This is a genomic window from Bacillus sp. 1A, from assembly GCF_052682215.1.
On sequence record NZ_JBQYLZ010000001.1, the window covers coordinates 1,795,277 to 1,819,199 of the forward strand.

31 protein-coding genes and 1 pseudogene are annotated in these 23,923 nt (G+C 35.3%); 17 read left to right on the forward strand and 15 right to left on the reverse strand.

Annotated elements, in window-relative coordinates; all coding sequences use genetic code 11:
* Window positions 1–188: 188 nt before the first annotated feature.
* Window positions 189–962, forward strand: a complete 774-nt coding sequence (locus tag ACUN0F_RS08920) for an S-layer homology domain-containing protein (protein ID WP_001049554.1) — start codon at window positions 189–191, stop codon at window positions 960–962.
* Between the two features lie 80 nt (window positions 963–1,042).
* Entirely contained in the window at window positions 1,043–1,276 is a 234-nt protein-coding gene (locus ACUN0F_RS08925; RefSeq protein WP_033658693.1) for a spore germination protein, read from the forward strand.
* Between the two features lie 162 nt (window positions 1,277–1,438).
* On the opposite strand, the gene cydB is transcribed toward ACUN0F_RS08925, so the two are convergent.
* Both cydB and cydA read right to left on the reverse strand, forming a co-directional pair.
* Window positions 1,439–2,467, reverse strand: coding sequence for a cytochrome d ubiquinol oxidase subunit II (gene cydB / locus ACUN0F_RS08930; RefSeq protein WP_000017650.1), 1,029 nt, complete (start codon window positions 2,465–2,467; stop codon window positions 1,439–1,441).
* On the reverse strand, window positions 2,457–3,806 hold the full coding sequence (gene cydA / locus ACUN0F_RS08935; RefSeq protein WP_046956116.1) for a cytochrome ubiquinol oxidase subunit I: 1,350 nt from the start codon (window positions 3,804–3,806) through the stop codon (window positions 2,457–2,459). The genes cydB and cydA overlap by 11 nt, the downstream gene beginning before the upstream one ends.
* A 224-nt stretch (window positions 3,807–4,030) precedes the next feature.
* Here cydA and ACUN0F_RS08940 point away from each other — a divergent pair, with 224 nt between their 5' ends.
* Entirely contained in the window at window positions 4,031–4,594 is a 564-nt protein-coding gene (locus ACUN0F_RS08940; protein ID WP_000838167.1) for a beta-class carbonic anhydrase, read from the forward strand.
* On the opposite strand, the gene yidD is transcribed toward ACUN0F_RS08940, so the two are convergent.
* A complete protein-coding gene (gene yidD / locus ACUN0F_RS08945) occupies window positions 4,591–4,827 on the reverse strand; it encodes a membrane protein insertion efficiency factor YidD (RefSeq protein ID WP_000809334.1) in 237 nt (78 codons plus the stop codon). The genes ACUN0F_RS08940 and yidD overlap by 4 nt on opposite strands.
* A gap of 128 nt (window positions 4,828–4,955) precedes the next feature.
* Between yidD and luxS the strand changes: the two genes are divergently transcribed.
* The 4 genes from luxS to ACUN0F_RS08965 all read left to right on the forward strand — a co-directional run bounded on the left by luxS (window position 4,956) and on the right by ACUN0F_RS08965 (window position 7,327).
* A complete protein-coding gene (gene luxS, locus ACUN0F_RS08950; protein WP_445539390.1) occupies window positions 4,956–5,429 on the forward strand; it encodes an S-ribosylhomocysteine lyase LuxS in 474 nt (157 codons plus the stop codon).
* A gap of 125 nt (window positions 5,430–5,554) precedes the next feature.
* The gene (locus ACUN0F_RS08955) at window positions 5,555–6,319 is read left to right on the forward strand and encodes a MerR family transcriptional regulator (RefSeq protein ID WP_445539391.1); all 765 of its coding nucleotides are present in this window, start codon (window positions 5,555–5,557) and stop codon (window positions 6,317–6,319) included.
* Window positions 6,316–7,011, forward strand: a complete 696-nt coding sequence (locus tag ACUN0F_RS08960) for a DMT family transporter (RefSeq protein ID WP_193672207.1) — start codon at window positions 6,316–6,318, stop codon at window positions 7,009–7,011. Before ACUN0F_RS08955 ends, ACUN0F_RS08960 begins: the two co-directional genes overlap by 4 nt.
* A gap of 1 nt (window position 7,012) precedes the next feature.
* Window positions 7,013–7,327: a DMT family transporter gene (locus ACUN0F_RS08965; RefSeq protein WP_076540986.1), complete on the forward strand. Its 315-nt coding sequence runs from the start codon at window positions 7,013–7,015 to the stop codon at window positions 7,325–7,327.
* A 26-nt stretch (window positions 7,328–7,353) separates the two neighbouring features.
* Here the strand turns inward: ACUN0F_RS08965 and ACUN0F_RS08970 are convergent, their stop codons facing one another.
* From ACUN0F_RS08970 to ytzI, 6 genes and pseudogenes are all read right to left on the reverse strand, one after another.
* Window positions 7,354–7,584, reverse strand: a complete 231-nt coding sequence (locus ACUN0F_RS08970) for a YczI family protein (protein ID WP_046958653.1) — start codon at window positions 7,582–7,584, stop codon at window positions 7,354–7,356.
* 11 nt (window positions 7,585–7,595) lie between these two features.
* Window positions 7,596–7,835, reverse strand: coding sequence for a hypothetical protein (locus tag ACUN0F_RS08975; protein WP_000548108.1), 240 nt, complete (start codon window positions 7,833–7,835; stop codon window positions 7,596–7,598).
* A 27-nt stretch (window positions 7,836–7,862) separates the two neighbouring features.
* Window positions 7,863–8,112, reverse strand: a pseudogene (locus tag ACUN0F_RS08980) (DUF3953 domain-containing protein).
* Window positions 8,113–8,141: 29 nt separating this feature from the next.
* Window positions 8,142–8,372, reverse strand: a complete 231-nt coding sequence (locus tag ACUN0F_RS08985; RefSeq protein WP_445539392.1) for a YczI family protein — start codon at window positions 8,370–8,372, stop codon at window positions 8,142–8,144.
* 43 nt (window positions 8,373–8,415) lie between these two features.
* The gene (locus ACUN0F_RS08990) at window positions 8,416–8,613 is read right to left on the reverse strand and encodes a DUF3953 domain-containing protein (RefSeq protein WP_445540814.1); all 198 of its coding nucleotides are present in this window, start codon (window positions 8,611–8,613) and stop codon (window positions 8,416–8,418) included.
* Window positions 8,606–8,755: a YtzI protein gene (ytzI, locus tag ACUN0F_RS08995; protein WP_000472802.1), complete on the reverse strand. Its 150-nt coding sequence runs from the start codon at window positions 8,753–8,755 to the stop codon at window positions 8,606–8,608. The genes ACUN0F_RS08990 and ytzI overlap by 8 nt, the downstream gene beginning before the upstream one ends.
* An 83-nt stretch (window positions 8,756–8,838) precedes the next feature.
* On the opposite strand from ytzI, the gene ACUN0F_RS09000 reads away from it, so the two are divergent.
* The 3 genes from ACUN0F_RS09000 to ACUN0F_RS09010 all read left to right on the forward strand — a co-directional run bounded on the left by ACUN0F_RS09000 (window position 8,839) and on the right by ACUN0F_RS09010 (window position 10,372).
* Entirely contained in the window at window positions 8,839–9,156 is a 318-nt protein-coding gene (locus tag ACUN0F_RS09000) for a hypothetical protein (RefSeq protein ID WP_000448410.1), read from the forward strand.
* Window positions 9,157–9,240: 84 nt separating this feature from the next.
* Window positions 9,241–9,720 (forward strand): antimutator 8-oxo-(dGTP/GTP)ase, encoded by a 480-nt coding sequence (mutTA, locus tag ACUN0F_RS09005; RefSeq protein ID WP_000276386.1) that lies wholly within the window; start codon window positions 9,241–9,243, stop codon window positions 9,718–9,720.
* A gap of 112 nt (window positions 9,721–9,832) precedes the next feature.
* A complete protein-coding gene (locus ACUN0F_RS09010) occupies window positions 9,833–10,372 on the forward strand; it encodes a DUF3267 domain-containing protein (RefSeq protein ID WP_445539393.1) in 540 nt (179 codons plus the stop codon).
* Window positions 10,373–10,462: 90 nt separating this feature from the next.
* On the opposite strand, the gene ACUN0F_RS09015 is transcribed toward ACUN0F_RS09010, so the two are convergent.
* Window positions 10,463–11,134: an HAD family hydrolase gene (locus tag ACUN0F_RS09015; RefSeq protein ID WP_445539394.1), complete on the reverse strand. Its 672-nt coding sequence runs from the start codon at window positions 11,132–11,134 to the stop codon at window positions 10,463–10,465.
* 93 nt (window positions 11,135–11,227) lie between these two features.
* On the opposite strand from ACUN0F_RS09015, the gene ACUN0F_RS09020 reads away from it, so the two are divergent.
* Entirely contained in the window at window positions 11,228–12,340 is a 1,113-nt protein-coding gene (locus ACUN0F_RS09020) for a hypothetical protein (protein ID WP_000827053.1), read from the forward strand.
* 214 nt (window positions 12,341–12,554) lie between these two features.
* Window positions 12,555–12,782, forward strand: a complete 228-nt coding sequence (locus ACUN0F_RS09025) for a hypothetical protein (RefSeq protein ID WP_000849118.1) — start codon at window positions 12,555–12,557, stop codon at window positions 12,780–12,782.
* A gap of 33 nt (window positions 12,783–12,815) precedes the next feature.
* Here ACUN0F_RS09025 and ACUN0F_RS09030 read toward each other — a convergent pair whose 3' ends face one another.
* The 3 genes from ACUN0F_RS09030 to ACUN0F_RS09040 are packed head-to-tail and all read right to left on the reverse strand — an operon-like array spanning window position 12,816 to window position 15,398.
* The gene (locus ACUN0F_RS09030; protein WP_000368763.1) at window positions 12,816–13,622 is read right to left on the reverse strand and encodes an ABC transporter permease; all 807 of its coding nucleotides are present in this window, start codon (window positions 13,620–13,622) and stop codon (window positions 12,816–12,818) included.
* Window positions 13,615–14,379 (reverse strand): ABC transporter ATP-binding protein, encoded by a 765-nt coding sequence (locus tag ACUN0F_RS09035; RefSeq protein ID WP_000009055.1) that lies wholly within the window; start codon window positions 14,377–14,379, stop codon window positions 13,615–13,617. The genes ACUN0F_RS09030 and ACUN0F_RS09035 overlap by 8 nt, the downstream gene beginning before the upstream one ends.
* A gap of 11 nt (window positions 14,380–14,390) precedes the next feature.
* Window positions 14,391–15,398 (reverse strand): ABC transporter substrate-binding protein, encoded by a 1,008-nt coding sequence (locus tag ACUN0F_RS09040; RefSeq protein ID WP_046956121.1) that lies wholly within the window; start codon window positions 15,396–15,398, stop codon window positions 14,391–14,393.
* 120 nt (window positions 15,399–15,518) lie between these two features.
* Here ACUN0F_RS09040 and ACUN0F_RS09045 point away from each other — a divergent pair, with 120 nt between their 5' ends.
* The 3 genes from ACUN0F_RS09045 to ACUN0F_RS09055 all read left to right on the forward strand — a co-directional run bounded on the left by ACUN0F_RS09045 (window position 15,519) and on the right by ACUN0F_RS09055 (window position 18,474).
* On the forward strand, window positions 15,519–15,815 hold the full coding sequence (locus ACUN0F_RS09045) for a DUF3986 family protein (protein ID WP_088123584.1): 297 nt from the start codon (window positions 15,519–15,521) through the stop codon (window positions 15,813–15,815).
* Window positions 15,816–15,826: 11 nt separating this feature from the next.
* Entirely contained in the window at window positions 15,827–16,057 is a 231-nt protein-coding gene (locus ACUN0F_RS09050) for a hypothetical protein (RefSeq protein ID WP_046956123.1), read from the forward strand.
* Between the two features lie 272 nt (window positions 16,058–16,329).
* Window positions 16,330–18,474 (forward strand): LTA synthase family protein, encoded by a 2,145-nt coding sequence (locus ACUN0F_RS09055; protein ID WP_046956551.1) that lies wholly within the window; start codon window positions 16,330–16,332, stop codon window positions 18,472–18,474.
* A 205-nt stretch (window positions 18,475–18,679) separates the two neighbouring features.
* Here the strand turns inward: ACUN0F_RS09055 and ACUN0F_RS09060 are convergent, their stop codons facing one another.
* Entirely contained in the window at window positions 18,680–19,489 is an 810-nt protein-coding gene (locus tag ACUN0F_RS09060) for an alpha/beta fold hydrolase (protein WP_445539395.1), read from the reverse strand.
* Window positions 19,490–19,771: 282 nt separating this feature from the next.
* Here ACUN0F_RS09060 and ACUN0F_RS09065 point away from each other — a divergent pair, with 282 nt between their 5' ends.
* On the forward strand, window positions 19,772–21,028 hold the full coding sequence (locus ACUN0F_RS09065) for an ATP-binding protein (RefSeq protein ID WP_445539396.1): 1,257 nt from the start codon (window positions 19,772–19,774) through the stop codon (window positions 21,026–21,028).
* Window positions 21,025–22,242: an ATP-binding protein gene (locus tag ACUN0F_RS09070; protein WP_264462743.1), complete on the forward strand. Its 1,218-nt coding sequence runs from the start codon at window positions 21,025–21,027 to the stop codon at window positions 22,240–22,242. Before ACUN0F_RS09065 ends, ACUN0F_RS09070 begins: the two co-directional genes overlap by 4 nt.
* 263 nt (window positions 22,243–22,505) lie before the next feature.
* Here ACUN0F_RS09070 and ACUN0F_RS09075 read toward each other — a convergent pair whose 3' ends face one another.
* Window positions 22,506–23,783, reverse strand: coding sequence for a collagen-like protein (locus ACUN0F_RS09075; RefSeq protein ID WP_445539397.1), 1,278 nt, complete (start codon window positions 23,781–23,783; stop codon window positions 22,506–22,508).
* Window positions 23,784–23,923: the final 140 nt, after the last annotated feature.

A 23,923-nucleotide genomic window follows, 5' to 3' on the forward strand; every position in this document is an offset into this window, starting at 1 on the left:
TCTTTTTCAAAATATTACCCCTAATAAATTTTTGAAGAAGTTAACTGTCTCCAAAATTGCCATTCATGCTTAGCAAAAAAGAATCCAGCAGGATTCTTTTTTGTGTTCGACATGATATGACAAATTGTATTCTTATAATTTGTTATTATGTTAAATGGTTATTAAGAAAAGTAAAAGGGGACCTTAGAATGAATTTAAAGAAAATATTTTTAACAGGTGCAATTGTCGTAACAACTGCATTTACATCTATTGGAACGGCACAAGCAAGTATTATCTTCAAAGATGTTCCAACAGGGCATTGGTCTTATAAAGCAATTTTAGATTTAACAAGTAAAAATATTGTTAGTGGGTACGGAAATGGAATTTTTGGGTTTGGTGATGATGTGACTCGTGAGCAAGTTGCTAGACTTATGTATCTTCAGCTAAAGCCGGAATCGAAAGAGAATTACAATAATCCGTATAATGATATTAATGATCATTCAACAAATTTTAAAAAGGAAATTTTAGCATTAACAGAAATGGGGATTTTTGCAGGGGATGAAAAAGGAAACTTTAGACCAAAGGCTTCTTTGACTCGTGAAGAAATGGCTCAAGTGTTAACAAATGCATATAAATTAGTGGCAAAATCAGAGCATACATTTGTAGATGTAGATAGAAAATCATGGTCGAATAAAGCGATTAGCGCTGTACAATCTAATAAAATTGCTGCTGGAACAGGTGATAATATGTTTTCACCTAAGATGAATGTGACTCGTGAGCAATATGTACAGTTCTTATATAATGCGACATTACCATATGAGGAAAGACCAGGAGCAAATCAAGAGCCAAAGCGCTTTGCTAATTGTAAAGAAGCAAACGATGCTGGATTTTATGATATTACAAGAGATAGTCCGTACTATGGTAAGCATTTAGATCGTGATGGCGATGGAATTGCTTGTGAGAGAGAGAAGAGCGGTAAATAAAAAAGCACTCACCCTGAGTGCTTTTTCTTATGGAAACATGCTATTTTTTTAGGCGATTCTCATAAACTAAAAGTAAGGAAATGAAAGTAGGTGACAAAATGCCGTCAGTTGTGGAAGGTGTTATTATTGAAAACTGTAACGGAACGATTAATTTAGGAGATAAATATAACGTGCAGCCGATTGAAAAAACGAAAGCTTATAATGGATCGGGATCATCGAATACAGGAAAAAAAGTACAAACATTTAGTGGTATTAGTACAGCAGATGTAAGGGATAGCGATGTGAACGATCAAGGAATACAGTTTACTTTATAGATAAATATGTAAAATTGCATAAAATGATGAACTTGCCCTGTGCTACAATCTAGCTGTGAGCTGTTCATGATTCTTCTGTATTATAGTTGTTAGATTGGAAATATAACATCTTATCGAAAATCATACGTAAAAAAGACACTTCAACGAAGTGTCTTTTTTATTTTAGTGATACCCTTTAGCAGAGTCTTTATGAATTTTATTTTTAAAGATACTGTAGCTCCAAAGTTGATATCCAATAACAATTGGTACCATAACCATTGCAACGAAGAACATAATTTTTAAGTTTAATTGACTACCAGCTGCGTTATATAGCGTTGTACTATAAGCATCGTTAATACGAGATGGTAACATTCTTGGGAACATACCTGCAAATCCAGTTGTCATAAACATTGCGATTGTTAAGCAAACGAATGTGAATGCGAGACCTATTTTATGTTTGTACACCATAATAAGTGCGAGTACACTCATTAACATGGCAAGTACCGGAAGAATGAATAGTACCGGATATTCTGTGAAGTTTTGGAATAAATTTGTACGATTTGCAGTTGCTACATAGAAAATAGCTAAAATGATAGCAGCTGCCATTGAAAATGGTCTTGCGATTTTATAAGCGCGATCAGATACTTCACCAGTCGTTTTAATCATAACCCAAAGGGCGCCAGATACGACGAATATAGCAGTGAAGAACAGACCACCTAAAATACCATAATGATTTAGTAAGCTTAGTAAATTTCCTTCATAGCCATTTTTTCCGATTTGTAGTCCGTAATAAAGGTTAGCGAACGTAACACCGAATAAGAAGGCGATTAGGAAACTACCAATTGTAAATGCCCATTTACAAGTTTTTTGCCAAATTGGTGAATCGTCTTTATGCATAAATTCAAGTCCGGCAGCACGAGCAAACAGTGCGAGTAATACTAAAAATAGTGGTGTATATAGGTAACTAAACATATTTGCATATGTGACTGGGAAGGCAGCAAATGTTGCGCCACCAGCTGTAATTAACCATACTTCATTACCACCCCAGAATGGGCCGATTGCTTCTTGTAATTGATTTCGTTCTTGTCGGTCTTTCGCAACGAAAGGAAAAATCATTCCGTTACCAAGTGCATATCCATCAAGAATGAAGTAAACTGTCCAAATCACGCCCCATAAACCAAACCAGATAATTGCAAGCATATCATGAGACATGAGCTGCACCTCCCTCAGTAGCAGGTTCTTCTAATGCTGCTGGTCCTTTTTTCGCGAACTTTAGCATTAAGTATACATCTGCAATTAAAAGTAATGTGTAGAACAAGATTAAACTAATTAATGAGAACCAAATTTGTGGAACAGATATAGGTGATACAGATTCTGCTGTACGCATTAGTTTATAAACTGTCCATGGTTGACGACCTACTTCGGCAACAATCCAACCAGCGTTAATTGCGATATATGGTAGTAAGACAGACCATATTGTAATTTTTAAATAACGTTTTGAGTTTTCTAGTTTTCCTTTTCGATTTAAGTAGAAACCGTACCAAGTTAATGCCATAAAGAACATACCAAGTGCAACCATTAAGCGGAAGCTATAGTACACAAGGTTAACATTTGGACGTTCATCTTTCGGGATATCTTTTAAACCAACAATTTCGCCATCAAATGAGTTTGTATAGAAGAAACTTCCTAGTTTCGGAATAGTAAGGAATTCAAAGTTCTTTTCGTTTTTTACATCAGGAATTTGAACAATCGAAAAGCCTTGTCCTTTTCCAGTTTCCCAAACAGCTTCCATCGCAGCACCTTTTGCTGGTTGATATTTAGCTGCTGATACACCAGACTGATGCCCCATAAACGGTGTAACAGTTGCAGCGAATAAACCTAACATTAAACCAAACTTAAATGATTTTTTGAAGAATTCCACTTCATTTTTACGTAATAAATGATAGGCACTAATTGCCATAACGAAGAAAGCACCAACGATATAACAACCAATTACAGTATGGAAGAACATGTTCCAAGCATATGGATTTGTCACAAGTGCCCAGAAATCATTTAATTCAGCGCGGCCGTTACGTACGACGTAGCCAACAGGGTTTTGCATAAAACCGTTTGCTGTAATAATCCAAAGGGCGGAAATATTTGTTCCAAGTGCAACCATCCACATACAGAAGGCACGGAACTTTGGTGAAATTTTGTCTTTACCGAATAACCATATTCCCATGAAAGTAGATTCTAAGAAGAAGGCAACGAGTGCTTCGATTGCGAGAGGTGATCCAAAAATATCTCCCATATATTTGGAGTACTCAGACCAGTTTGTTCCAAATTGGAACTCCATCGTAATCCCGGTTATAATCCCCATTACGAAGTTAATTGTAAATAATTTACCCCAGAAATTTGCCATTTTGCGGTATGTTGGATTCAATGTGCGGGCGTATTGAGTTTCCATACATGCCACTAAAATAACAAGTCCGATTGTCAAAGGTACGAATAAAAAGTGATAAAAAATAGTAATTGCAAATTGAAAACGACTCAGTAACAGAACGTCGGACATAATGAATATTCACTCCTTTTTTACATTATCTACAATCAGTTTATAGTGAAAATACGTTTTAAATAGGGGGGACTTGTTACAAAGGTGTGTGTATATTTTGAAAGAATTATGTCGGTTATCTGAAAATATCTTATTTTTACTATAAAGCAATATCCTTTTTGAGTTTTTTAAATTTTGGTACACTATATAAGTAATGTAAATGAGAGAAAAGAGGGTTCTTTACTATGAAGTCATTAGAAGAGATTTTACAATACAATGAAAAATTCGTTGAAGAAAAAAAATACGAAGAGTACGAAACAGGTAAATTTCCAAACAAAAAGATGGTAATTATCTCTTGTATGGATACTCGTCTTGTTGAATTATTACCGAAAGCGATGAATATGCGTAACGGTGATGTGAAAATTATTAAAGTAGCAGGCGCTGTTATTTCACATCCGTTTGGAAGTATTATGCGTAGCATTTTAGTTGCTGTATATGAACTTGGTGCTGATGAAGTTTGTGTAGTTGGTCACCACGATTGTGGTATGGCAAAAATTCAAGCAAGCAGTACAATTGAGAAGATGAAAGAGCGCGGTATAACAGAAGAGAAATTAGATACACTTCGTTATTCTGGAATCGATTTAGAAAGATTCCTACAAGGATTCTCTAGTGTAGAAGAAAGTGTAGAACATAGCGTATCAATACTTCGCAACCATCCATTACTTCCTGAAGAAGTACCTGTTCACGGTCTTGTTATAGATCCTGATACAGGAAAATTAGATTTAGTTGTGAATGGTTACGACAATTAAGAATTTACTTTGTCATCCTTCTTATCTGGGACAGGATCAAATCCTCCCGGGTGGAAAGGGTGACATTTTAATATACGCTTGCATGTAAGCCAAAATCCTTTCAGAGCACCATGTTTTTGAAATGCTTCTAATCCATAATGAGAGCAAGTTGGGTAAAAGCGGCACGTTGGTGGTGTCATCGGAGAAATGAACTTTTGATAAAAGCGTATAATGCCAATAAAAATCTGTTTCATAATGGTCTCCTTTTCAGCATAGTCTTAAAGTATTATAGCACGACTGTACATAATACTTTACTAATGTCGATTTCCGTTATATCATATTGGATATAACGGAATTAAATTGAAAGCGGGAGAGATGTTGTATGCCATCAGTAGAAAGCTTTGAATTAGATCATACGATTGTAAAGGCGCCTTATGTAAGACATTGCGGAGTTCACAACGTAGGTAGTGACGGTATTGTAAATAAATTCGATATTCGTTTTTGCCAACCGAATAAACAAGCAATGAAACCAGATGTTATTCATACGTTAGAACATTTATTAGCATTTAATTTACGTAAATATATTGATCGTTATCCGCATTTTGATATTATCGATATTTCACCAATGGGCTGCCAAACAGGATATTATCTTGTAGTAAGCGGAACACCAACGGTTCGAGAAATCATTGATTTATTAGAATTAACATTAAAAGATGCGGTTCAAATTACAGAAATTCCAGCTGCAAATGAAACACAGTGTGGCCAAGCGAAGCTTCACGACTTAGAAGGAGCACAACGCTTAATAAACTTCTGGTTAAGCCAAGATAAAGATGAACTTGAGAAAGTGTTTGGATAAGAAGGAAAAACTGCCTGTGAAAGGGCAGTTTTTTTATTTGTAGAAATGTATGTTATGAAGAGTATTGACTTTAACGTATACGTCAAAGTTTATAGTAGAGGTAAATAAAGTAAAGGGAGGAAATGATGGATAAGTATAGCATTGGGGAAATTTCAAAAGAAACGAATGTAACGACGAGGGCACTTAGATATTATGAGGAAATTGGATTGTTAAAACCGTCTTACGTTGCTGACTCAGGATATCGTTACTATTCAAAAGATGATGTAATTACATTGCAGCAAATCACAACTTTTAAAAAGCTTGGTTTTAAGCTTTCAGAAATAAAAGGAGTATTAAAAGAAGCAAAGGGGGTTTTAGAAGAAGAAAGATGGAAGAATGCGATTCAAAATGAAATTCAAACGATACAAGGGGAAGTAAAAAGATTACAGGAATTAGAAAAGCTATTATATACAACATTTCATTCCATTGAATTAACAGGAGAGCTTAGAACAGAAGATTTAATGTTATTTATAAAATCAGTACAGGGAATTGATCAGAGGGAGAAATTTTGGAAAAGATATTTTAATGAGGAAGAGCAGCAGATTATTCAGGGCTTACCAACATTTGAAGAAAACGATAAAAGAACGAAAGAGTGGTTGCAAGTATTAAGAGAAATTCGCGAGCGTATAAATGAACCAGTAGATTCACCAGAAGTTCAACAATTGGCGGAGAAAGTAGTGGCTTTTTCCATGCATATATTTCAAGAAGATGAACAATTAATAAATAAGTATTGGGAATTAATTAGGCCTGAAGAGGGGGAGATTGCAAAAGTATATGGACTTGATTCGGAAACAATGAAGTATATAGATGAAATGGTAGATTTTTTTTTGAAAAAGGAGGAAGATAAATGACAGCTATGCAAAAAGAGAAGCTATATGGAAAGGAGCACGCACGATTAGAGCGGCAATACTTTTATAAACATGTGGGCATTTTCATTCTTGCGCAGCTTTTATTTATTTTTCTAATAGGGCTTGTACCAGCTCAAGAGTTACCAAGTGGATCTTATATTCTTCATATGAAAGAATGGATTTTGAATAAACAAATAGGCTTTTATAAAAATGAAACTATTAATACCATTATCAGTGTTTGGACATCGGTACTTATGATTCATTTTATATGGGCGATGTCGTATATCTTTTTTCCCAAAAAGAAACGTAGTTCGCTAAAGCAAGAAATACGACAAGAGGTAAAAGAAGAACTGAAAAAGAAAAAGGAGATTAGTACAAATAGGGCGTGGCTGTATTTAGTATTTGGAGGCTTAATCGAAATATATTGGGCAACAGGATTAAAAACAAATTCGATGAGCATTTTGACACTTATTGCAATTTTAGTTAGTTTTCATCTATTAATTGAAGCAACTAAAAGAATCCCAATTGGAACGGCATATGCAGTATTTACTGGAATTGGGACAGTGGGAACGATAGTAGCAGATATTTTATATTTTAAAGAGCCGTTCTCATTTATCAAAATTTTCCTTGTTTGTTTATTAGCACTATTTATTATCGGATTGAAATTTAGTGGCGACAAGGAAGAGGTGAAATAAAATGGCGTGGATGTATTTAATTATAGCTGGGCTTTTTGAAATTGTCGGTGTAATTGGGATAAAGAAAGTAGCAAAAGATAATAATTGGACGAATAATATTATTTTAATAGGTGGATTTATTATTAGTTTTCAATTTTTAACGATGGCGCTCCAAGAAATTCAGTTATCAATTGCATATGCAGTTTGGACTGGAATTGGGACTCTTGGTGCAGCGGTTGTTGGTATTTTATTTTTTAAAGAGCCGAAAAATGCTTTTCGGATTATTTGTATCGTTGGAATTATGGGGACGATTATTGGATTGAAAATGGTGAGTTAAAGAAGAGCAAAACATGCTCTTCTTTTTTATGAAAGTATACTAGACACCCCAACATATAAAATAAAGGCAGAACCGAGAAAATAAACAAATGCTTTTGCTTTTTGCCGCTCTTTTATTTCATCAATTCCAAAAAGGATAAACATAATACTCAAAAGGATAAAAACGTATGGTAAAAGCATAGAGAGGTTTGCGAAGAAGCTAAATAGGGCGAGAATAAGTGCGATAGTGGCGATTATAATTCGAATGTTTTTTAACATATAATCCTCCTTTAAAAGAACATTATAAATGGAATAACAAAAACAATCGTAAAAAGACTTAAGCCGATGCTAATAGTTCCAATTTGTTTTTGCTGTTTTTGAATCGTCTCAATTCCTACTAAAATGCCATATAAACTAAAGAGGAACAAAATGATAGGTGAAAAGATTTGAAAGTTCATTGTAAAGGTGCTGTATAAGCATAAGATTAAAGTAATAAAAACGATGATGAGTTGTATTTGTCTAATATGCATTTTAGCCCTCCTTAGTAGAAAGAGAAGTTACCGAGAGAAAATAATAACAATAGCGACGATTAAAGTGAATACGCCAGAAAAGAAGGAGAGTGTACTATGTACTTTCTTTTGTTTCTGTTTTTCTTCTGCGCTCATGATGAAGGTCATAACAGATAAGGCGATGAGCATATAAGGCGATGAGCATATAAGGCATTGTAACAAGTGCGTTTGTAAATATTACGGATAGAGCGAGAACGATGACGATAAGAGCGGATAATATGCGAAAGGTTTTTAGCATATTATTTCCCCCTTTTTTAAATAAACGACTTACCGAAATATTTCTGAGAAGCCAAGTAATAAAGCACCAGCTCCGGTCATGAAAGCAAGTATGCTGCTAGATTGTTTCTGTTTTTTTATTTCCTCTAAACCTATAGTGAAAGCCATAGCCCCTAAGAAAATGAACATGTAAGGCATAATGTCTCTGTTACCGCTAATAAAACTATAGGTTGCTATAGATAAAGTGATAAGTGCAAAAGTAATTCGAACGCCTTTTAACATAAAAGCCCTCCTTCTAGTTTATGTAGGTAATGATGATAACAATCTAAATGAAAGCACCTGCAACAATACAAATAAATCTAGTTCCTGAATCCTTTTTCCTTATTTGCTCAATGGTAATAAGAAGCAGTAAAACTCCTAATAGAAATTGTGAAAGTAGTAGAAAGTTATGGTGAACTGTCAGTAAACGAATGCTGGATATGATGTGGGCTAAAATAAGTAGTATATGAAGCGTATTATGAATTCTTCTTGCTGTTTTTTGTATAAGGGTTATCTTCTGGCTTATCAACAGAATGTTTATAAGCGTAGCCTTTATTAATCGTCATGACGGAGAGTACTAGTATGACTAGGACGATTATAATACCGATAATTAATATTTTGAACATGGAATCCCTCCTTTTCTTTATTTTACATAATTTTGTAATTGATGAAAACAATAGAAATTAAAAGGATGAAAGAAGGGTGTTACATGGAGACGAAAAAAACATATTATATATCAATAGGAAACGGTCAAATTTCACAAGTGAAGACGGCGGATACGTATAATTTTGAGATTTCCGCAAGTGATGAGGAAATTACGGAGTTAAGAGAGTACTTTGATCAAGCATATGTAGAGGATTTAGGTTCATTTGTACGTTCTCACGTTCCATTTGTTGAGTATCATCACGATTCGAATAATGACCGATATGATGAACAACTACAAAAAGCATATAAAATGATTTACGATTTAGGTAATCATGAGACGAAAGAATTAGTCGCGCAAATGGGAATAATCAATGGATTGTAATTGGATAATATTATGCAGAAAAGCGAGAATATGCTACAATTTGTGGTAGGAAAAACTTGTAACCATCAATAGGGGAGTAATGGCATGTACAAATTTAAAGATTATTACCACAACACTGTACAATTATCGTTTGAACGTTATCCATTTTCTCCTGAGCCAAAGCATGTTTGGGTTGTATGCCGGTACGGGGATCAATGGTTATTAACGCATCATTTACGTCGCGGTCTTGAATTTCCAGGTGGTAAAGTAGAATTAGGGGAAACACCGGAAGAAGCGGCAGTTCGAGAGGTTCATGAAGAAACTGGCGGCATAGTTTCTGATTTAACTTACTTAGGACAATATAAAGTATCTGGAAAAGACAAAATAATCATTAAAAACATTTATTTTGCAACGATTAGTGCGGTAGAAGAACATACGCATTACGAAGAAACGAAAGGGTCTGTTTTATTAACAGACATTCCTGATAACATTAAAACGGATAGAAAATTTAGCTTTATAATGCGTGACGATGTACTGGCGCGCACGATGAAACATATAGAAGAAATCGGCTGTTTTACGAAGTAAAGTGGCCGGTTTCTTTTTTTGTGTGTAAGAATAAATGTAAATATATCTTTATATACTTTTGGGTATATTATACAATTTTGTGAAGATATATTTACATTTTAGGAGGGGGAAGATGGATAACAGAAAAGAAACGACTGTTACTGTTTCAATGGTTAAATTAAATATCTATGCATTTCTTATAATATTCGCTTTGGCGTTTGGAATTGGTTATTTGCATATATTTCTTTCAGGCGGGGTTCAATTTGAATTTACATTGCCCGTTATGTTTCTTTTGATTATTGGAATGATTGTTCTCATTTGTATTCATGAAGCGATACATTTAATAGGGTTTCGTTATATCGGAGGTGTTCCGTGGAGCGAACTAAAATGGGGTGTCAATTGGAAATTAGGTGTTGCATATGCTCATTCTAAACAGGTGATTACAGTAAAGCAAATAAAGAAAGTATTAATGCTGCCGTTTTTACCGACTGGAATTTTGCCAATTGTATTGGGATTAGTTATGAATCTGGAGCCACTCTCATTTTTAGGAATTTTACTAACAGCGAGTTGTATCGGTGACATTGCCTTATATCAAAAAGTTTCAAAGTTTCCAGATGATGCGCTAGTTAAGGATCATCCGAGTAAACCGCAGTTTACAGTATATGAATCATAAAGGAAGAGGAGGCGCTAGAGTAGCGACCTCCTCTTGTTATTGTCGGTAAGTGGATATATTGTGAAAATCGCTGATATAATTTATTTACTATTATTTTGTTTTCATCTCTACCTCTAAAAACGAAAGTATCTCCAATAAATCATCCACTACACGTGAATGCTCAAAGTCACCCCAAAACGAATCTCTCTTCCAAACACCAAGAACCCCTACTCGTTCAGAACCAAGCACATCGTTTTCTGGATGATCTCCAACATAAAGACACTCTGCGGCTTTAACGTCTAGCTTTTGCAAAGCTCGTTCGAAAATTTCAGGATGTGGTTTTTTAATTCCTTCCGCTTCGGAAACGAGAATTGTATTTGTATACGTATGTATGTTTAGTGCGCGGAGATTGTTCGTTTGAAAGTCAGTAAAGCCGTTTGTAATAATGCCAATTTTAATATTTTGTTGTGTTAAACGTTGAAGTAATTCATGCATGTTTTGGAAAGGAATACAATGATGTTGAAAATTTGTAATGTAGTCGTGCAGCAGTTGCTCTGGCGTTAAAGTGGTAATATTGTATTCGCAAAGGAGAGTAGCATATACCTTATCTTTCCACGTATAGCCATTATTATCGAGTTCAAGAAACCGAGAACAATACTCTGTTTTTTCTATGCTCATTAAGTGAGAGGCAAAGCGATTATATTGATCGTAAATAAATTGTTCTAGAGATTGGCACCGATCTAAAAGTGTTCCATCTAAGTCGAATAAGACTGCTCGAATCATAAGAAACCTCCTTACAGTTTGTATAATTAATTATCGCATATTCGTTAAAAAATGATTATGATATTTTTGTAGAATGGAACGACGGAGGTTTATATGAAGAGACTGTATGGCAAGTTAGTAGGGGTTATCGTCGCAATTGGTTTAATAGCAGGGTGCGATAGTTCTATGAAGAGTGTGAAGGAAAAAGAAGTTTGTAAAACAGAAGAAGAATGCGTGGAAATAGGAGATAATAAACTTCAAAAAATATATGAAAAAATAGATGGATTATCTGAGCTTGAAGCAGTAGAGGATTATGATATAGAAGAGCATGAAAGTGCGGATATGAAAGAGGCAGAGCAGAAAAAAGAGGATGAAGAAAATTATTTCTTTTTAGCTTCTTATTATATTGATGGTGATGAAATTGTAGATCCTTATTTTGAAAAAATAGAACGGAAACGTTTAAATAAAGTATTCGCTGAAGATAAAGAAGCGAAAGAAGAGGTGCTACAACAGCGTCAAGATAGAGGTTATCATGAAGACTTATGGGATATGTACCGCACGCTCATTCCAGCTAAATATCGCGGGAATATAGCAGAATTTGATTTAATAACGGACGGTTATGACGGTGTTGTTGCTCACGTTATGCCTAGTATGGAGAATCCGAGAGATTGGATTCTTAGCTTAGATACGCTTGATTCTGCGGTAAATATCGATGAAGTGATGAAAACATTAATTCATGAGACGGCTCACGTGTTGACGCTCGGGCATAAGCAAATACCAGTAGATGAAAAGTATGTAAAGGATTTTGAAGAAGATAAAGATATTTCAACATACCGAAATAACTGTGAAACTCTTTTCTTACAAGAGGGATGTGCGAAGGGGAAATCTTATATTAATCAATTTTATAACTCTTTCTGGAAGGACATTGAGCAGGAGTGGACAGAAAAGAAAGTGGAAGAAAGTGAAGAAACTCAAATTGAATTTTTTAAAGAAAAGCATGAGGAGTTTGTATCACAGTATGGAACGACAAACGTAGCGGAAGATATTGCAGATACGTTTACAGCATTTATTTTGCAAGATTCAAAAAAGGTGAAAGAAGGATCGGAGTTAAAGTATAAAAAAATTGCGTTCTTCTATCAGTTCCCTGAGCTTGTAAAAATGAGAGCGGAAGTGTTGTCGGGATTAGATGATATCTCAAAAACGATAGAACAACAAAGCGGACAATAATGAGACGTATATATTTTAGCCAAGAAAACGTAAAGAATTTTAGTTCTTTGCGTTTTTTATGTTGATAAAATTGAAAATTCTGTCTTTTTTGCAAAAAAAAGAAGGAACTGAAGCTTTAAAAGAGAATTAGTATAAAAATGTCACAAATTAGACACAATTATAATGCGCATATTGTAGGGACTATAAGTTTACTCTCAAGGAGGTAATGAAACGTATGAAAACGATTCTTGCGGTTGCTGGTCTCATTTGGGTAATGTCTCACGGTTTTCCGATTTTTGAAGGAGAGCAAATTCGTAGTGCATTAAATAAAAAGTATGATGATTATCATGTAATAGATCGAAAAGAAAATGTCGTTACAGTACGTGTGAAAGATTGTTTCCATACAGTTACAGTTGCGGATGGAAACGTTACAAATGAAACAAAGATGTGTGATAAAAGGTAAAGAAAGAAGCTGACTATAGTCTATCGCTCTAAGTCAGCTTCTTTTTCGTTTTCCAATTAAAAGTTTTTCAAATGCCTCAACAAACACATACATAAGTGTTGCGAGGACGCAGGTGAGTAGTACGCTCAGTAAGACGAGCGTGAAATTAAATACTTGGAATCCGTAGCTAATTAAGTAGCCAAGACCTTGTTTAGAGACGAGAAGTTCGCCGAATATAACACCGACCCATGATAAACCAACGTTCACTTTTAACGTTGAAATAATTGCTGGGAAGGATGCAGGGAGAACGACTTGCTTATAACATTGCCATTTATTCGCGCCAAATGTGTCCATCACTTTTATATAGTTAGAATCGACTTCTTGAAATGCGCTGTAAATAACGAGAATGGTAATGATGATGGAAATGATTACCCCCATTGCAATCGACGAAGAAATATTTGGACCGAAGATTACAATGATAATAGGTCCAAGTGCCACTTTTGGCATGGCGTTTAGGACGACGAGATAGGGGTCGAGCACGCGAGCGAGAAGTGGCATCCACCAAAGGAAAGTAGCGATAATAGCGCCGAGCACTGTGCCAAGAATGAAGCCTACTCCTGTTTCAAGTAATGTCGTCCATATGTGAACCAAAAGCGAACCGTCAATCCATTTACTAAGGAAGAGATCCCAAATGCTTGAAGGAGAGCTAAAGAGTAAAGGATCAATCCACTCTTTTTTGCTAGCTATTTCCCATAGTGAAAAGAAAAGAATGAGCAGTAAAAGCTGCAGTGAGCGTGCTAACCATGCGCGCTTGCGTTCTTTTTTCTGAAACTGTTCATGTAGTTGCTTTATATTATCCAAGTCGCTCCAGCTCCTTCCATATATCTTGGAAGAGGGATGGGAAGTCGTGGTGATGGCGTGATTCTAACGGTGATAAGGAACGGATGCTTTCAGGGACGATAAATGTTTTTGCAATTTTCCCAGGATTCGCTTGTAGTAAATAAATACGATCACTCATCGCAATGGCTTCTTCAATATCATGTGTTACGAGTAGTGACGTTTTCTTATATTTGCGTAGTAAGTTGAAAACGAGATCTTCTAGTTTCAATTTCGTTTGATAATCGAGCGCTGAGAATGGTTCATCTAGCAATAAAATTTTAGGATCGGTCGCTAACGTTCGAACGAGAGCGGCACGTTGACGCATACCGCCGGACAGTTCACGAGGGTATTGCTCTTCTACATCATGTAGACCGACTTGTTTTAAAAGCTGTAAAGTATGTTCTTTCGTCTGTTCAGTGTAAATTTTTCGGGTGTGAAGTCCGAGCATAATATTTTCTTCAATTGTTTTCCAAGGAAACAAGTAATCTTGCTGCAACATGTACCCCATAGATGAAGTTTTCGTTGTAATAGGCTCACCATCTAAAAAGACGATGCCTTCAATTGGATCAAGCAGCCCAGCAATAATGGAGAGGAGTGTCGTTTTGCCGCAACCACTTGGACCAAGTATAGAAATAAATTCGCCTTCTTCCACTTGTAAACTCATGTCTTCGAGAATCAATTTGGCATTCTCTTTTGCGAAAAAGCAGTGAGAAACGTTACGTATTTGTAAAAAACTCATACAATTCGCCTCTATTTCTTAATAACGCTTTCGGCAATTTTTGTATTGACGAGCGCTTCATGTGGAACTTCTTTTTGTAATTCGCCAGCTTCTTTCATAATCGTTTGGAGCTGTTTCCATTCTTCAGCATCTAATAGCGGATTTGTCGCATAAGAATGTTGCTTTTTATAACGTTCAATTACTTTTACTGTAATGTCCTTTGAAGTGTCTTTAAATAACGGAGAAACGGTGTCAGCAATCTCTTCTGGACTATGTGTATCAACCCATTGTTGTGCTTTATAGAGCGCACGTGTGAATTTTTCAGCAGCATCTTTATCTTTCTTTAAGAAGCTTTCTTTTGCCATGAACGTTGTATACGGAACAGTTCCAGATTCATTTCCGAACGAAGCGACGATAAACCCTTTTCCTTCTTTTTCGAATATACTTGCAGTCGGTTCAAAGAGCTGTACAAATTCCCCAGTACCAGATGCAAAGGCACTTGCAATGTTAGCAAATTCGATGTTTTGAATTAAGTTTGTATCTTTGTGGGGATCAATGCCATTTTTCTTTAAAACGTATTCTCCAACCATTTGCGGCATGCCGCCTTTACGCTGTCCTAAAAACGTAACACCTTTTACGTCATTCCAATTAAAAGAGTCTAATTTTTTACGCGAAACTAAAAATGTTCCGTCTGTTTGTGTAAGTTGTGCGAAGTTAATGATAGGGTCTTTTGCACCTTGTTGATGAACATAAATAGACGTTTCAGAGCCGACGAGAGCAATATCAATTCCGCCAGATAATAGGGCGGTCATCGTTTTATCTCCGCCAGCTGTTGTTTGGAGGTCAATATTTAATCCTTCATCTTTAAAAAATCCTTTTTCAATCCCGACATATAAAGGGGCGTAGAAGAGAGAATGGGTAACTTCGCCGATGCGAATGTTTTGCGTTTGTTCTTTCGTACCTTCCTTTTTACTACTGCAAGCAGCAAATGTGAAAACAGCTAGTAACATGATGCAAAAAACAGCTATTAATTTTTTCACTATATGACACCTCCTAGAAGTCACTCTACAAGCATGATATGTAGGTAAGTGCCCATATGTGAGTGTGGATAGAAGGAATTTTTCGGGTGATAAAGAAGTACAAATATAAGGGGTGATAAAATGGATTACGAATATGATGATAGCGTACATTTACATCTTGATTATTTCGGAACAGAATGTGATATGGAATCGATTGCTTATAAGCGGAAGAATGAAGACGTGTGGGATGTGTATTTTAATTTTGGGGCATATGGTCTTCAGAAAGATGAGATCGAGACAGGTAGATTTATGGACGAATATGCTGGTCATTACGTTTTTTCTGTACATGCTCGTGATCTTAGCTGGGAATTTGGAAGTGCTCAATTTGAAGAGTGGGTTTTGAGAAATCAAATAGTAGAAAAATCGCTGCAAAAATAGGGAGGAATTTTGTGGTCGATTTTCTCATTTTCTTGTTCATTTTCGTAGTCGGATTTTTTATTATGCAAGTACTCGTTTATCGATTTGCAAAGAAAAACATTCAAAAATATACAAGAATAAAATGGATTCATATGTGGCTAGAGATAAATATGAAGAAGGGCCCAAGATTAGATCTTTTTGATTTTGTAGTTATCGTACTTGTATGTATTATATGGAAAGTATGGATGTATTCTCTTATATAATAAATATGTTAATGTCTGTTAGAATGAAGGAGAACCTGTCAGTGTTGGTAGGTTCTTTTTTTTATGGTAATAATTTTATGAAGCATAGTTCATTTATGCTGTTGGAATATAGAGCGAAGAAGTTTTATCCCGTTCAATCCTGAGTGGTTCGGGCTTATTAAGTTTCACTGTATTTTTAAGGGGAAATTAAGGATACACGTGTATAATACAAACACATAGGGAGACTAACTGTATACAAATATGTTATTTTGTATATGACAATATGTTTGTGGATGCGAGACGAAGGGGTAAAGGAAAGAGGGAATAAATTGCGTTTTAATGTTTTTACACAACGACGAAGAAGAGATGAATTTCATTTTAGTTTTTCTCCTCAGCAGCCGAGGAAGAACCTATTAATTTCTATCATTCTTAGTGGAATGTGGGCGATTTGTTTAGAAACGCTGTTTTTTGTTATGTTAAGATCTTTCGAATTCGAGAGGACTAAAGAATTTTTTAATGGGAAAATACAGCTGAGTATACTCATTATTGTTTTGTGGAGTGTACTATTATACATCATTCATTTAAATAAAGGTATTAGTCACAAGCTTAGGCCGGCTATCCGAGTTCACATCGTATTATTTTTAATTGCTCATACAATGAGTTGGACGTATATCTTAGTGCAGGAGGATATGAGCCTTCTATTAGTAAATACATGGGTATATTTACAATATGGACAGTATATATTAAGCCTTTTATTTATTTATATGGTATACGTTTTTGCGTATAATTTGCTTGGAAGGGTTTTCTTAAGTACAACGATAACTAGCTTAGTTTTACTTATTTTTGTAATGGTGAACCATTTTAAGCTCATCTTTAGAGGAGAGCCATTCTATCCGTCTGATTTCACACAGATTGGTCATATGGATACGGTTATACCGATGGTCATGGATTATTTCAGTTTTTGGAATGTGTTCCTGATGGTAGTTAGTATTGTTTTACTTATATTTGTAATTATGTATATAAGAAAGCACATTCCAGTTATAAAATCGCATATTATTATGAGGATTATTTTAATATGTGGCTCTGCGTTTATGTTGTATGCATATAGTAACGCCCCTAATACCTTTATGAACAATATATTTACAAAAGCTGGGGTAGACATCCGCGCGTGGAATCAAGTTATAAATTATAAGGGGAATGGTTTTGTTATAGGATTTTTAAGTAACTTAGATACGACAGTTATCCAAGAGCCAGAAAAATATTCAAAAGAAAATATGCAGCAAATTGCAAAGGATATAGAGAAGCAATATGGCGGTAAAGTAAAAGCGCAAAAAAAGGCAGAGAAGCCGAATATTATATTTATTATGAGTGAGGCATTCTGGGATCCGACAAAATTAGCGAATCTTTCATTTAGCGAAGATCCAGTGCCGAATTTACATCATTATACAGAGAATTTTCCAGGGGGACAAACGATAGCTCCTACATTTGGAGGGAATACAGCGAATACAGAATTTGAAGCATTAACGAGTTACTCGATGAGTCTTTTAATGCCTGGTTCTATACCATATCAACAAGCTATCCCAAGTCAGAAAGAAGTTCCATCTATTGCAAGTGAATTGAAAAAGCAAGGGTATTATGCAAGTGCAATTCATGCTTTTAATCGATCCTTTTATAAAAGGGATGATGTATATAAAACATTGGGATTCGATAATTTTAATGCAGAAGACACGATGAAAAATACAGAAGTAGTTGGAGATAATGTTAGTGATTTATCTATGAGTAAAGAAATCATAGATGAATTAAAGAAGAGAAAACAACCTACGTTTATTCATGCAGTGACGATGCAAAATCATTTTCCATATACGCCAAATATGTTTGGAGAAAATAAAATAGAAATTAGTGGATTAACAGAAGAGGAATCGAAGGCAGAATTAGAAGCATATACAGAAGGGGTAAGATTGTCTGATGAAGCGTTGCAATATTTAATCGAGCAGCTTGATGATTTAGACAGGCCTACTTTATTAGTCTTCTTTGGAGATCATTTGCCTATGTTAGGAACTAATAAGTCTATTTATAAAGAAGCAGGATATATAGAAAATGAAGAGACGGTAAGAGAAAGATTACTTATGTCAGAAACGCCATTGTTAATGTATGCAAATTTCGATTTGCCAAATGACAATTTAGGTTTAGTAAGTCCGATTTATTTTTCTAGTCTCGTTTTTGATTATGCGGGATTAAAACAATCACCATTTTATCAATTTTTATCGGAAATGCATAAAGAAATACCAGTTCTTAGAGATGAGTTAAAGGTTAATAAAGATGGAGAAGAAATAACAGATTTAACAAAGGAACAAAAAGAAATGTTAGAGCAATATAAAATGCTCCAATATGATTTACTTGCTGGAAAGCAGTATAGTAAAGATATACTTTTTAAATAGAAAAACAAAAAGAACTTGTATAACGATACAAGTTCTTTTTTATAGTATTTAACGGGGTAACCAGACAAGCTGGGTTTAGGGAGTATTACCTGTATATTTAGTATAAATGAAAATGTAATCGTTTTATTGATTGATTTGTGAGAAATATGTGAATTTTAATCTTTTGAAAAACTGCGTTCCTATCGAAACGATTTGGTATAGATTTTTATGAATGCAAAAACTTTATAAGTTCTGCATTTAATTCATCCGCTTGATCGATTGGAGAGCCGTGACCGCTATTTGTAAGAGGATGTAACTGAGAATTTTTAATCCGCTTTTGCGTGATTTCAGCGCTTTTGTAAGGGATAAGTTGATCGTGAACACCATGGAATATTTTTGTTGGGACGTTAATTTTAATTAAATCTTTCGTTACATCTTCATTTGCGGCTGCTTGCAATATTTTGATGAGAGCGTAGGAAGCAGACTGCATACCGAGATAAGAAAACCATTCTAACGTAGCAGATCCTAAGTTTCTATTAAAAAATGATAAAGATACATCATTTAAAAATTTTGGCATATTGGCATACATTTGATTAATGAGGGTATCTGCTTGTTCTTTTGGGACACCATAGGGCGATTCTTGATTTTTAACGAAAGAGGGGGAAACAGCATCGACTAATACAAGTTTAGAAATACGATGGCCATTGTAGCGAGACATGTACCGAATAGAAAGAGCGCCACCTACTGAGAAACCGACTAATGTAGCACTTTCTACTTGAAGTGCTTCTAGAACAATGGCGATATCGTCTGCTAAACGATCGTATGTGTAACCAGTCCACGGTTTATCAGATTGCCCGTTTCCGCGTATATCCATAGCGATGCAGCGGAAACCATGCTGTGGTAACACATTGAGTTGATATTGGTACATTTGATGATTTAAAGGCCAGCCATGAACGAAAAACACGGTTTTACTACCGGGTCCAGGATTAACGTCTTGCACAAAAATATGCACATCTTTCTCGACGGTAACAAACATAAATTATCCCCCTAACCTATTCATATGCTCTATCCCAAAAGCGTTGGATTTTGTTCTATTCAGACAACAGAATTTTCTTCATTTTTTGCCGCTTATATAAAATCTCTCCCACATAATATACGTATTATTGTTTATAGCTTTTATGCTTATATATAGCCTGAAGATACTTTGCTTTATTGGGATGATTTTCCTCAAATGTTCGATTTCTCTTTGTTTGTCTAAGAAAATCATTTATTATAATAAATGGTATTCTTAGAGATATTATTTTGAAGGGGTGTTGAAGTGAAAAAAAGTTTTCTATCATATAAAGAAGAAGAAAGGAATGCCAAAATCTTTTTGTGGGTGCTATATGTCATTGTTGTTTCATACCAAATTTTCTATGCAATCATATTAGAAAATAAATCATTAACGGATAAGGGACATAGCATACTATGGCAAGTTATTTGCGGAACTGCAATACTCGGTGTGAATGTATATTTAATAAAAAAAGAGAAAGCGAACCTTGTTAAATATGCATGTGTATTTGCATACATAGGAATAGAAATCGTTAATATACTTTCGTATATGCTTTATAATGAGGCGGCATTTGATGGAGTAAATATAATAGAAATTATTTTCATCTTCTTTGTACCTATATTTTTAAATAAAAAATATTTTGTGTTTGTACTTTCGACAATTGTAGGGAAATATGTTATTTATTTATTTGTATTAAAGGAAGTAAAAGGATTTATGTTCCTTATTATGTATACACTCGTATTAATAGCGGCATACATCATTTTAAATCGATTTATACAATACCTTTCAGCGGTAAAGGAAAGTATTAAGATTGCTAGTGAATCACAAAAATTAGCAGTAATCGGAAAAATGGCAGCGACAGTGGGACATGAAATTAAAAATCCACTTGCTTCATTAAAAGGGTTTACGCAATTACAACGAGAGAAGCATGGGGAGGACCCTATTTACGAACAGATGATTTTTGAAATAGAAAATATGAATAATATGATAAGTGAGTTAATGGAAGTTGCTACATGTAAACCTTCTGTTTATAAGAAACATAATATAGGTGAAATTGCATTACAAGCAGTAACAATTGTTCGCGAAAAAATGAATGAATCTAGCGTCCAGTTTATTTCTAATGTGGAAGAAAAGACGATAGAAGTTGAATGTGATGAGCGGAAAATAAGAGGAGTCTTTCTATATGTCATAAAAAATGCTCTGGAGGCAATGGAGCAAGGTGGCACATTAGAGTTACGGTTAGAAAACAAAGGACAAGATTATGTAATGCTAAGTGTAATTGATAATGGTTACGGTATTAAGAAAGAAAATTTAGCTCGTGTTACAGAAGCCTTTTATACAACGAAACAAGATAAAATTGGCCTGGGACTTACGGTAGCGAATCGGCTTGTTACCGAGCAGCATCTTGGTGAATTACATATTTCAAGTGAAAGAGATATTGGAACTAGAATAGACATCATTCTCCCAAAAAAGCGTGGAAATAGTGAAATCCAAGAGGGAGAAAAGCTAGGAGTTACGATATGAATAAAGACGATATATTTAAACATGAAGAAATGAAGGCATTGAAAATATTTTTAAGTTTATTTTTTATTATATTTTTTGTATACGATCTTGCCTACGAATTTATTGTACCTTTAATAGGAGGCGGGCAAGAAGGAGTAGGAAAATTTGAAGATGGTTTAGGTTTATGGCTGTATTTTCTCATGGTGATTTTGTTTTGTATTGGAGTATACTTCATGAAATGGAAGAATCTATTTGCAGTGAAATATATTATTCTAATTGGATATAACCTATTAGATTTTATCCATAATTTTATGATTTACTATGGTAGTGATGCTGAGTTTGATGGTGGGAATATAGTAGAAGGATTTTTTATTTTATTTGCCCCACTCTTTGTAAACAAAAGATATTTTTGGTTAGTTCCGAGCATACTTGTTGGAAAATATGCTCTTATAGGAATCTTTATTCACTCGTCACTCGTTTTAATCCCGATGGCATTATATAGCGTATTTACTATCATATGTTGGATTATGTTTTTAAGGTTTCAATCTTACGTTCGTACGCTTGAGATGATGGATAAAGAAATACAACAAACAGAAAAGCTAGCAACTGTTGGGAAAATGGCTACAGTTATTGGTTACAAAATTAGAAGACCTCTAGCTAATTTGGATAAATTTGTTAATAAGCAAGCGGATAAATATCCTGAGGATAAAATATATAGTGATATTATGAAACAAGAAGTAGAACGAATTCATACAATCGCTACAGAACTTAGTGGATTTGAGAAATCTAAATCACTAGAATCAGAAGTTCATAATATAGAAGAAATTATCGCTTATGTTATTCGAGTTATGGGAAAGCCTGCTTTAAAGCAAGGAGTGCACATACAAGGTATTTATAGTAAAGACATACCATCGATTACATGCGATGAAAAACGATTAAAGCAAGTATTTTTTAATTTAATTAAAAATGCGATTGAAGCAATGTCAGTTGGCGGAACGATTACGATTAAAGTGACTGTAGAAGATGCAATCATTGTTCAAGTTAAGGATGAAGGTTGCGGTATTCCAAAAGACAAAATTCCGAAGCTAAATGAAGCTTTTTACACAACAAAAGAAACGGGAACAGGTTTAGGTTTAGTAGTTACAGAAAAAATTATTAAAGACCACAACGGTAAAATGAGTTTTGAAAGTGAAGTTGGGGTTGGAACGACTGTGAAGATTGTATTGCCAATGTAATGAAAAAATTTTTAAAAGGGAGATTACTTATTTGAGAGTGATCTCCCTTTTTTATTGTGGATGAGAGTAAGACATGTTGATAAAGGTAGGCAAGTTAATTATATTAACATAGTGTATATAATTAAAAATCCAATATATGGATAAATTTACAATGATAGTATATACTAAACTTGTCTGTTATTTGTTTTAATTCATTTGTATTTCTATTTGCTGACCCGAATCTCGGGTCTTTTTTTGTTAAATAAATTATTTTTTAGTAAGGGCTATATATCAGTGATTAAAAAAATAGAATATACAGCACTTGCAGTAATTCCAGGGGTAATATAAAGGGATATAGCATCTCCTCTCGAAACTGAGTTTCCAATTGTAATGCTAGTCCAAGTTACAGTAGCGGGACCTACTGCTGGATTAGGATTAAACACTTGAATTTGTCCTGATCCAGTATCCGTTGGTTTAATTGAAAATACCATAGTTCCTGTAATTTTGTCAGTGGTAGTTAAAGTAAGAGTAGATAGGATGTAACTAGAGGTAGGGGCAGTGAGGTTTGTTGGAACATTCCTGCAAATATTAATCGTATAAACAGCAGCAGGTAAGTTATTTATATTTATAGATGCAGCGAAGCCAACTATACTGCCGGCTCCAGCAGTGACATATGGAATAACATTGGAGTCAATTCCAGGAGAACCCGCTATACGTTGAAAACCAGCATTTGTTCCTTGAAAAACAATACTTTTTGCGGATGCACTACCTGCAGTGCCAGTAGGTCCGGTAATGCCAGTAGGTCCGGTACTACCAGTAGGTCCGGTACTACCAGTAGGTCCGGTACTACCAGTAGGCCCGGTAATGCCAGTAGGCCCGGTAATGCCAGTAGGTCCGGTACTACCAGTAGGTCCGGTACTACCAGTAGGCCCTGTAATGCCAGTAGACCCGGTAATGCCAGTAGGTCCGGTAATGCCAGTAGGTCCGGTACTACCAGTAGGTCCGGTACTACCAGTAGGCCCTGTAATGCCAGTAGACCCGGTAATGCCAGTAGGTCCGGTAATGCCAGTAGGTCCGGTACTACCAGTAGGTCCGGTACTACCAGTAGGCCCGGTAATGCCAGTAGACCCGGTACTACCAGTAGGCCCGGTAATGCCAGTAGACCCGGTAATGCCAGTAGGCCCGGTAATGCCAGTAGGTCCGGTACTACCAGTAGGTCCACTTTCTACTAATACGATATAATCTGGAGATACATTCGGAAATCCTTGAGGTGCATCTTTTTTTACAACATAGCCGCTGCTCGTATAAGTGACAACTTGTCCTTTTTTATAGGTGGGAGCGGCTGCTAGACTAAAGGCGGTAGTACTTTGGAAACCAGCTCCGGAAGGCCCGACAGAGCCAGTAGGTCCAGTACTACCAGTGGGTCCAGCGTTCCCGGAAGGTCCAGTGATGCCGGCAGAGCCAGTGTTTCCAGTAGGTCCGGTGCTACCAGTGGGCCCGGTGTTTCCGTTAGAACTACTATTGCGTCTGCCGTCGCAACTAAAACAATTACGTGGGTACATGTATGTTCTCCTTTCTATATTTTGAAAAACTAGTTTTAAAAATAGAACCACTATATACATATTATGAATTTTATATTTTTGTGTGTTCAATCGTATTGTGTATAGATTTTAAAATAGAGAGGAGAGTTGAATCGTTATAG

Excerpts from the sequence above, each read along its gene's own strand:
- ACUN0F_RS08920 (WP_001049554.1), top strand. The coding sequence starts at position 189 with ATGAATTTAAAGAAAATATTTTTAACAGGTGCAATTGTCGTAACAACT.
- ACUN0F_RS08925 (WP_033658693.1), top strand. The coding sequence starts at position 1,043 with ATGAAAGTAGGTGACAAAATGCCGTCAGTTGTGGAAGGTGTTATTATT.
- cydB (WP_000017650.1), bottom strand. The coding sequence starts at position 2,467 with ATGTCTCATGATATGCTTGCAATTATCTGGTTTGGTTTATGGGGCGTG.
- cydA (WP_046956116.1), bottom strand. The coding sequence starts at position 3,806 with ATGTCCGACGTTCTGTTACTGAGTCGTTTTCAATTTGCAATTACTATT.
- ACUN0F_RS08940 (WP_000838167.1), top strand. The coding sequence starts at position 4,031 with ATGAAGTCATTAGAAGAGATTTTACAATACAATGAAAAATTCGTTGAA.
- yidD (WP_000809334.1), bottom strand. The coding sequence starts at position 4,827 with ATGAAACAGATTTTTATTGGCATTATACGCTTTTATCAAAAGTTCATT.
- luxS (WP_445539390.1), top strand. The coding sequence starts at position 4,956 with ATGCCATCAGTAGAAAGCTTTGAATTAGATCATACGATTGTAAAGGCG.
- ACUN0F_RS08955 (WP_445539391.1), top strand. The coding sequence starts at position 5,555 with ATGGATAAGTATAGCATTGGGGAAATTTCAAAAGAAACGAATGTAACG.
- ACUN0F_RS08960 (WP_193672207.1), top strand. The coding sequence starts at position 6,316 with ATGACAGCTATGCAAAAAGAGAAGCTATATGGAAAGGAGCACGCACGA.
- ACUN0F_RS08965 (WP_076540986.1), top strand. The coding sequence starts at position 7,013 with ATGGCGTGGATGTATTTAATTATAGCTGGGCTTTTTGAAATTGTCGGT.
- ACUN0F_RS08970 (WP_046958653.1), bottom strand. The coding sequence starts at position 7,584 with ATGTTAAAAAACATTCGAATTATAATCGCCACTATCGCACTTATTCTC.
- ACUN0F_RS08975 (WP_000548108.1), bottom strand. The coding sequence starts at position 7,835 with ATGCATATTAGACAAATACAACTCATCATCGTTTTTATTACTTTAATC.
- ACUN0F_RS08985 (WP_445539392.1), bottom strand. The coding sequence starts at position 8,372 with ATGTTAAAAGGCGTTCGAATTACTTTTGCACTTATCACTTTATCTATA.
- ytzI (WP_000472802.1), bottom strand. The coding sequence starts at position 8,755 with ATGTTCAAAATATTAATTATCGGTATTATAATCGTCCTAGTCATACTA.
- ACUN0F_RS09000 (WP_000448410.1), top strand. The coding sequence starts at position 8,839 with ATGGAGACGAAAAAAACATATTATATATCAATAGGAAACGGTCAAATT.
- mutTA (WP_000276386.1), top strand. The coding sequence starts at position 9,241 with ATGTACAAATTTAAAGATTATTACCACAACACTGTACAATTATCGTTT.
- ACUN0F_RS09010 (WP_445539393.1), top strand. The coding sequence starts at position 9,833 with ATGGATAACAGAAAAGAAACGACTGTTACTGTTTCAATGGTTAAATTA.
- ACUN0F_RS09015 (WP_445539394.1), bottom strand. The coding sequence starts at position 11,134 with ATGATTCGAGCAGTCTTATTCGACTTAGATGGAACACTTTTAGATCGG.
- ACUN0F_RS09020 (WP_000827053.1), top strand. The coding sequence starts at position 11,228 with ATGAAGAGACTGTATGGCAAGTTAGTAGGGGTTATCGTCGCAATTGGT.
- ACUN0F_RS09025 (WP_000849118.1), top strand. The coding sequence starts at position 12,555 with ATGAAAACGATTCTTGCGGTTGCTGGTCTCATTTGGGTAATGTCTCAC.
- ACUN0F_RS09035 (WP_000009055.1), bottom strand. The coding sequence starts at position 14,379 with ATGAGTTTTTTACAAATACGTAACGTTTCTCACTGCTTTTTCGCAAAA.
- ACUN0F_RS09045 (WP_088123584.1), top strand. The coding sequence starts at position 15,519 with ATGGATTACGAATATGATGATAGCGTACATTTACATCTTGATTATTTC.
- ACUN0F_RS09055 (WP_046956551.1), top strand. The coding sequence starts at position 16,330 with ATGCGAGACGAAGGGGTAAAGGAAAGAGGGAATAAATTGCGTTTTAAT.
- ACUN0F_RS09060 (WP_445539395.1), bottom strand. The coding sequence starts at position 19,489 with ATGTTTGTTACCGTCGAGAAAGATGTGCATATTTTTGTGCAAGACGTT.
- ACUN0F_RS09070 (WP_264462743.1), top strand. The coding sequence starts at position 21,025 with ATGAATAAAGACGATATATTTAAACATGAAGAAATGAAGGCATTGAAA.
- ACUN0F_RS09075 (WP_445539397.1), bottom strand. The coding sequence starts at position 23,783 with ATGTACCCACGTAATTGTTTTAGTTGCGACGGCAGACGCAATAGTAGT.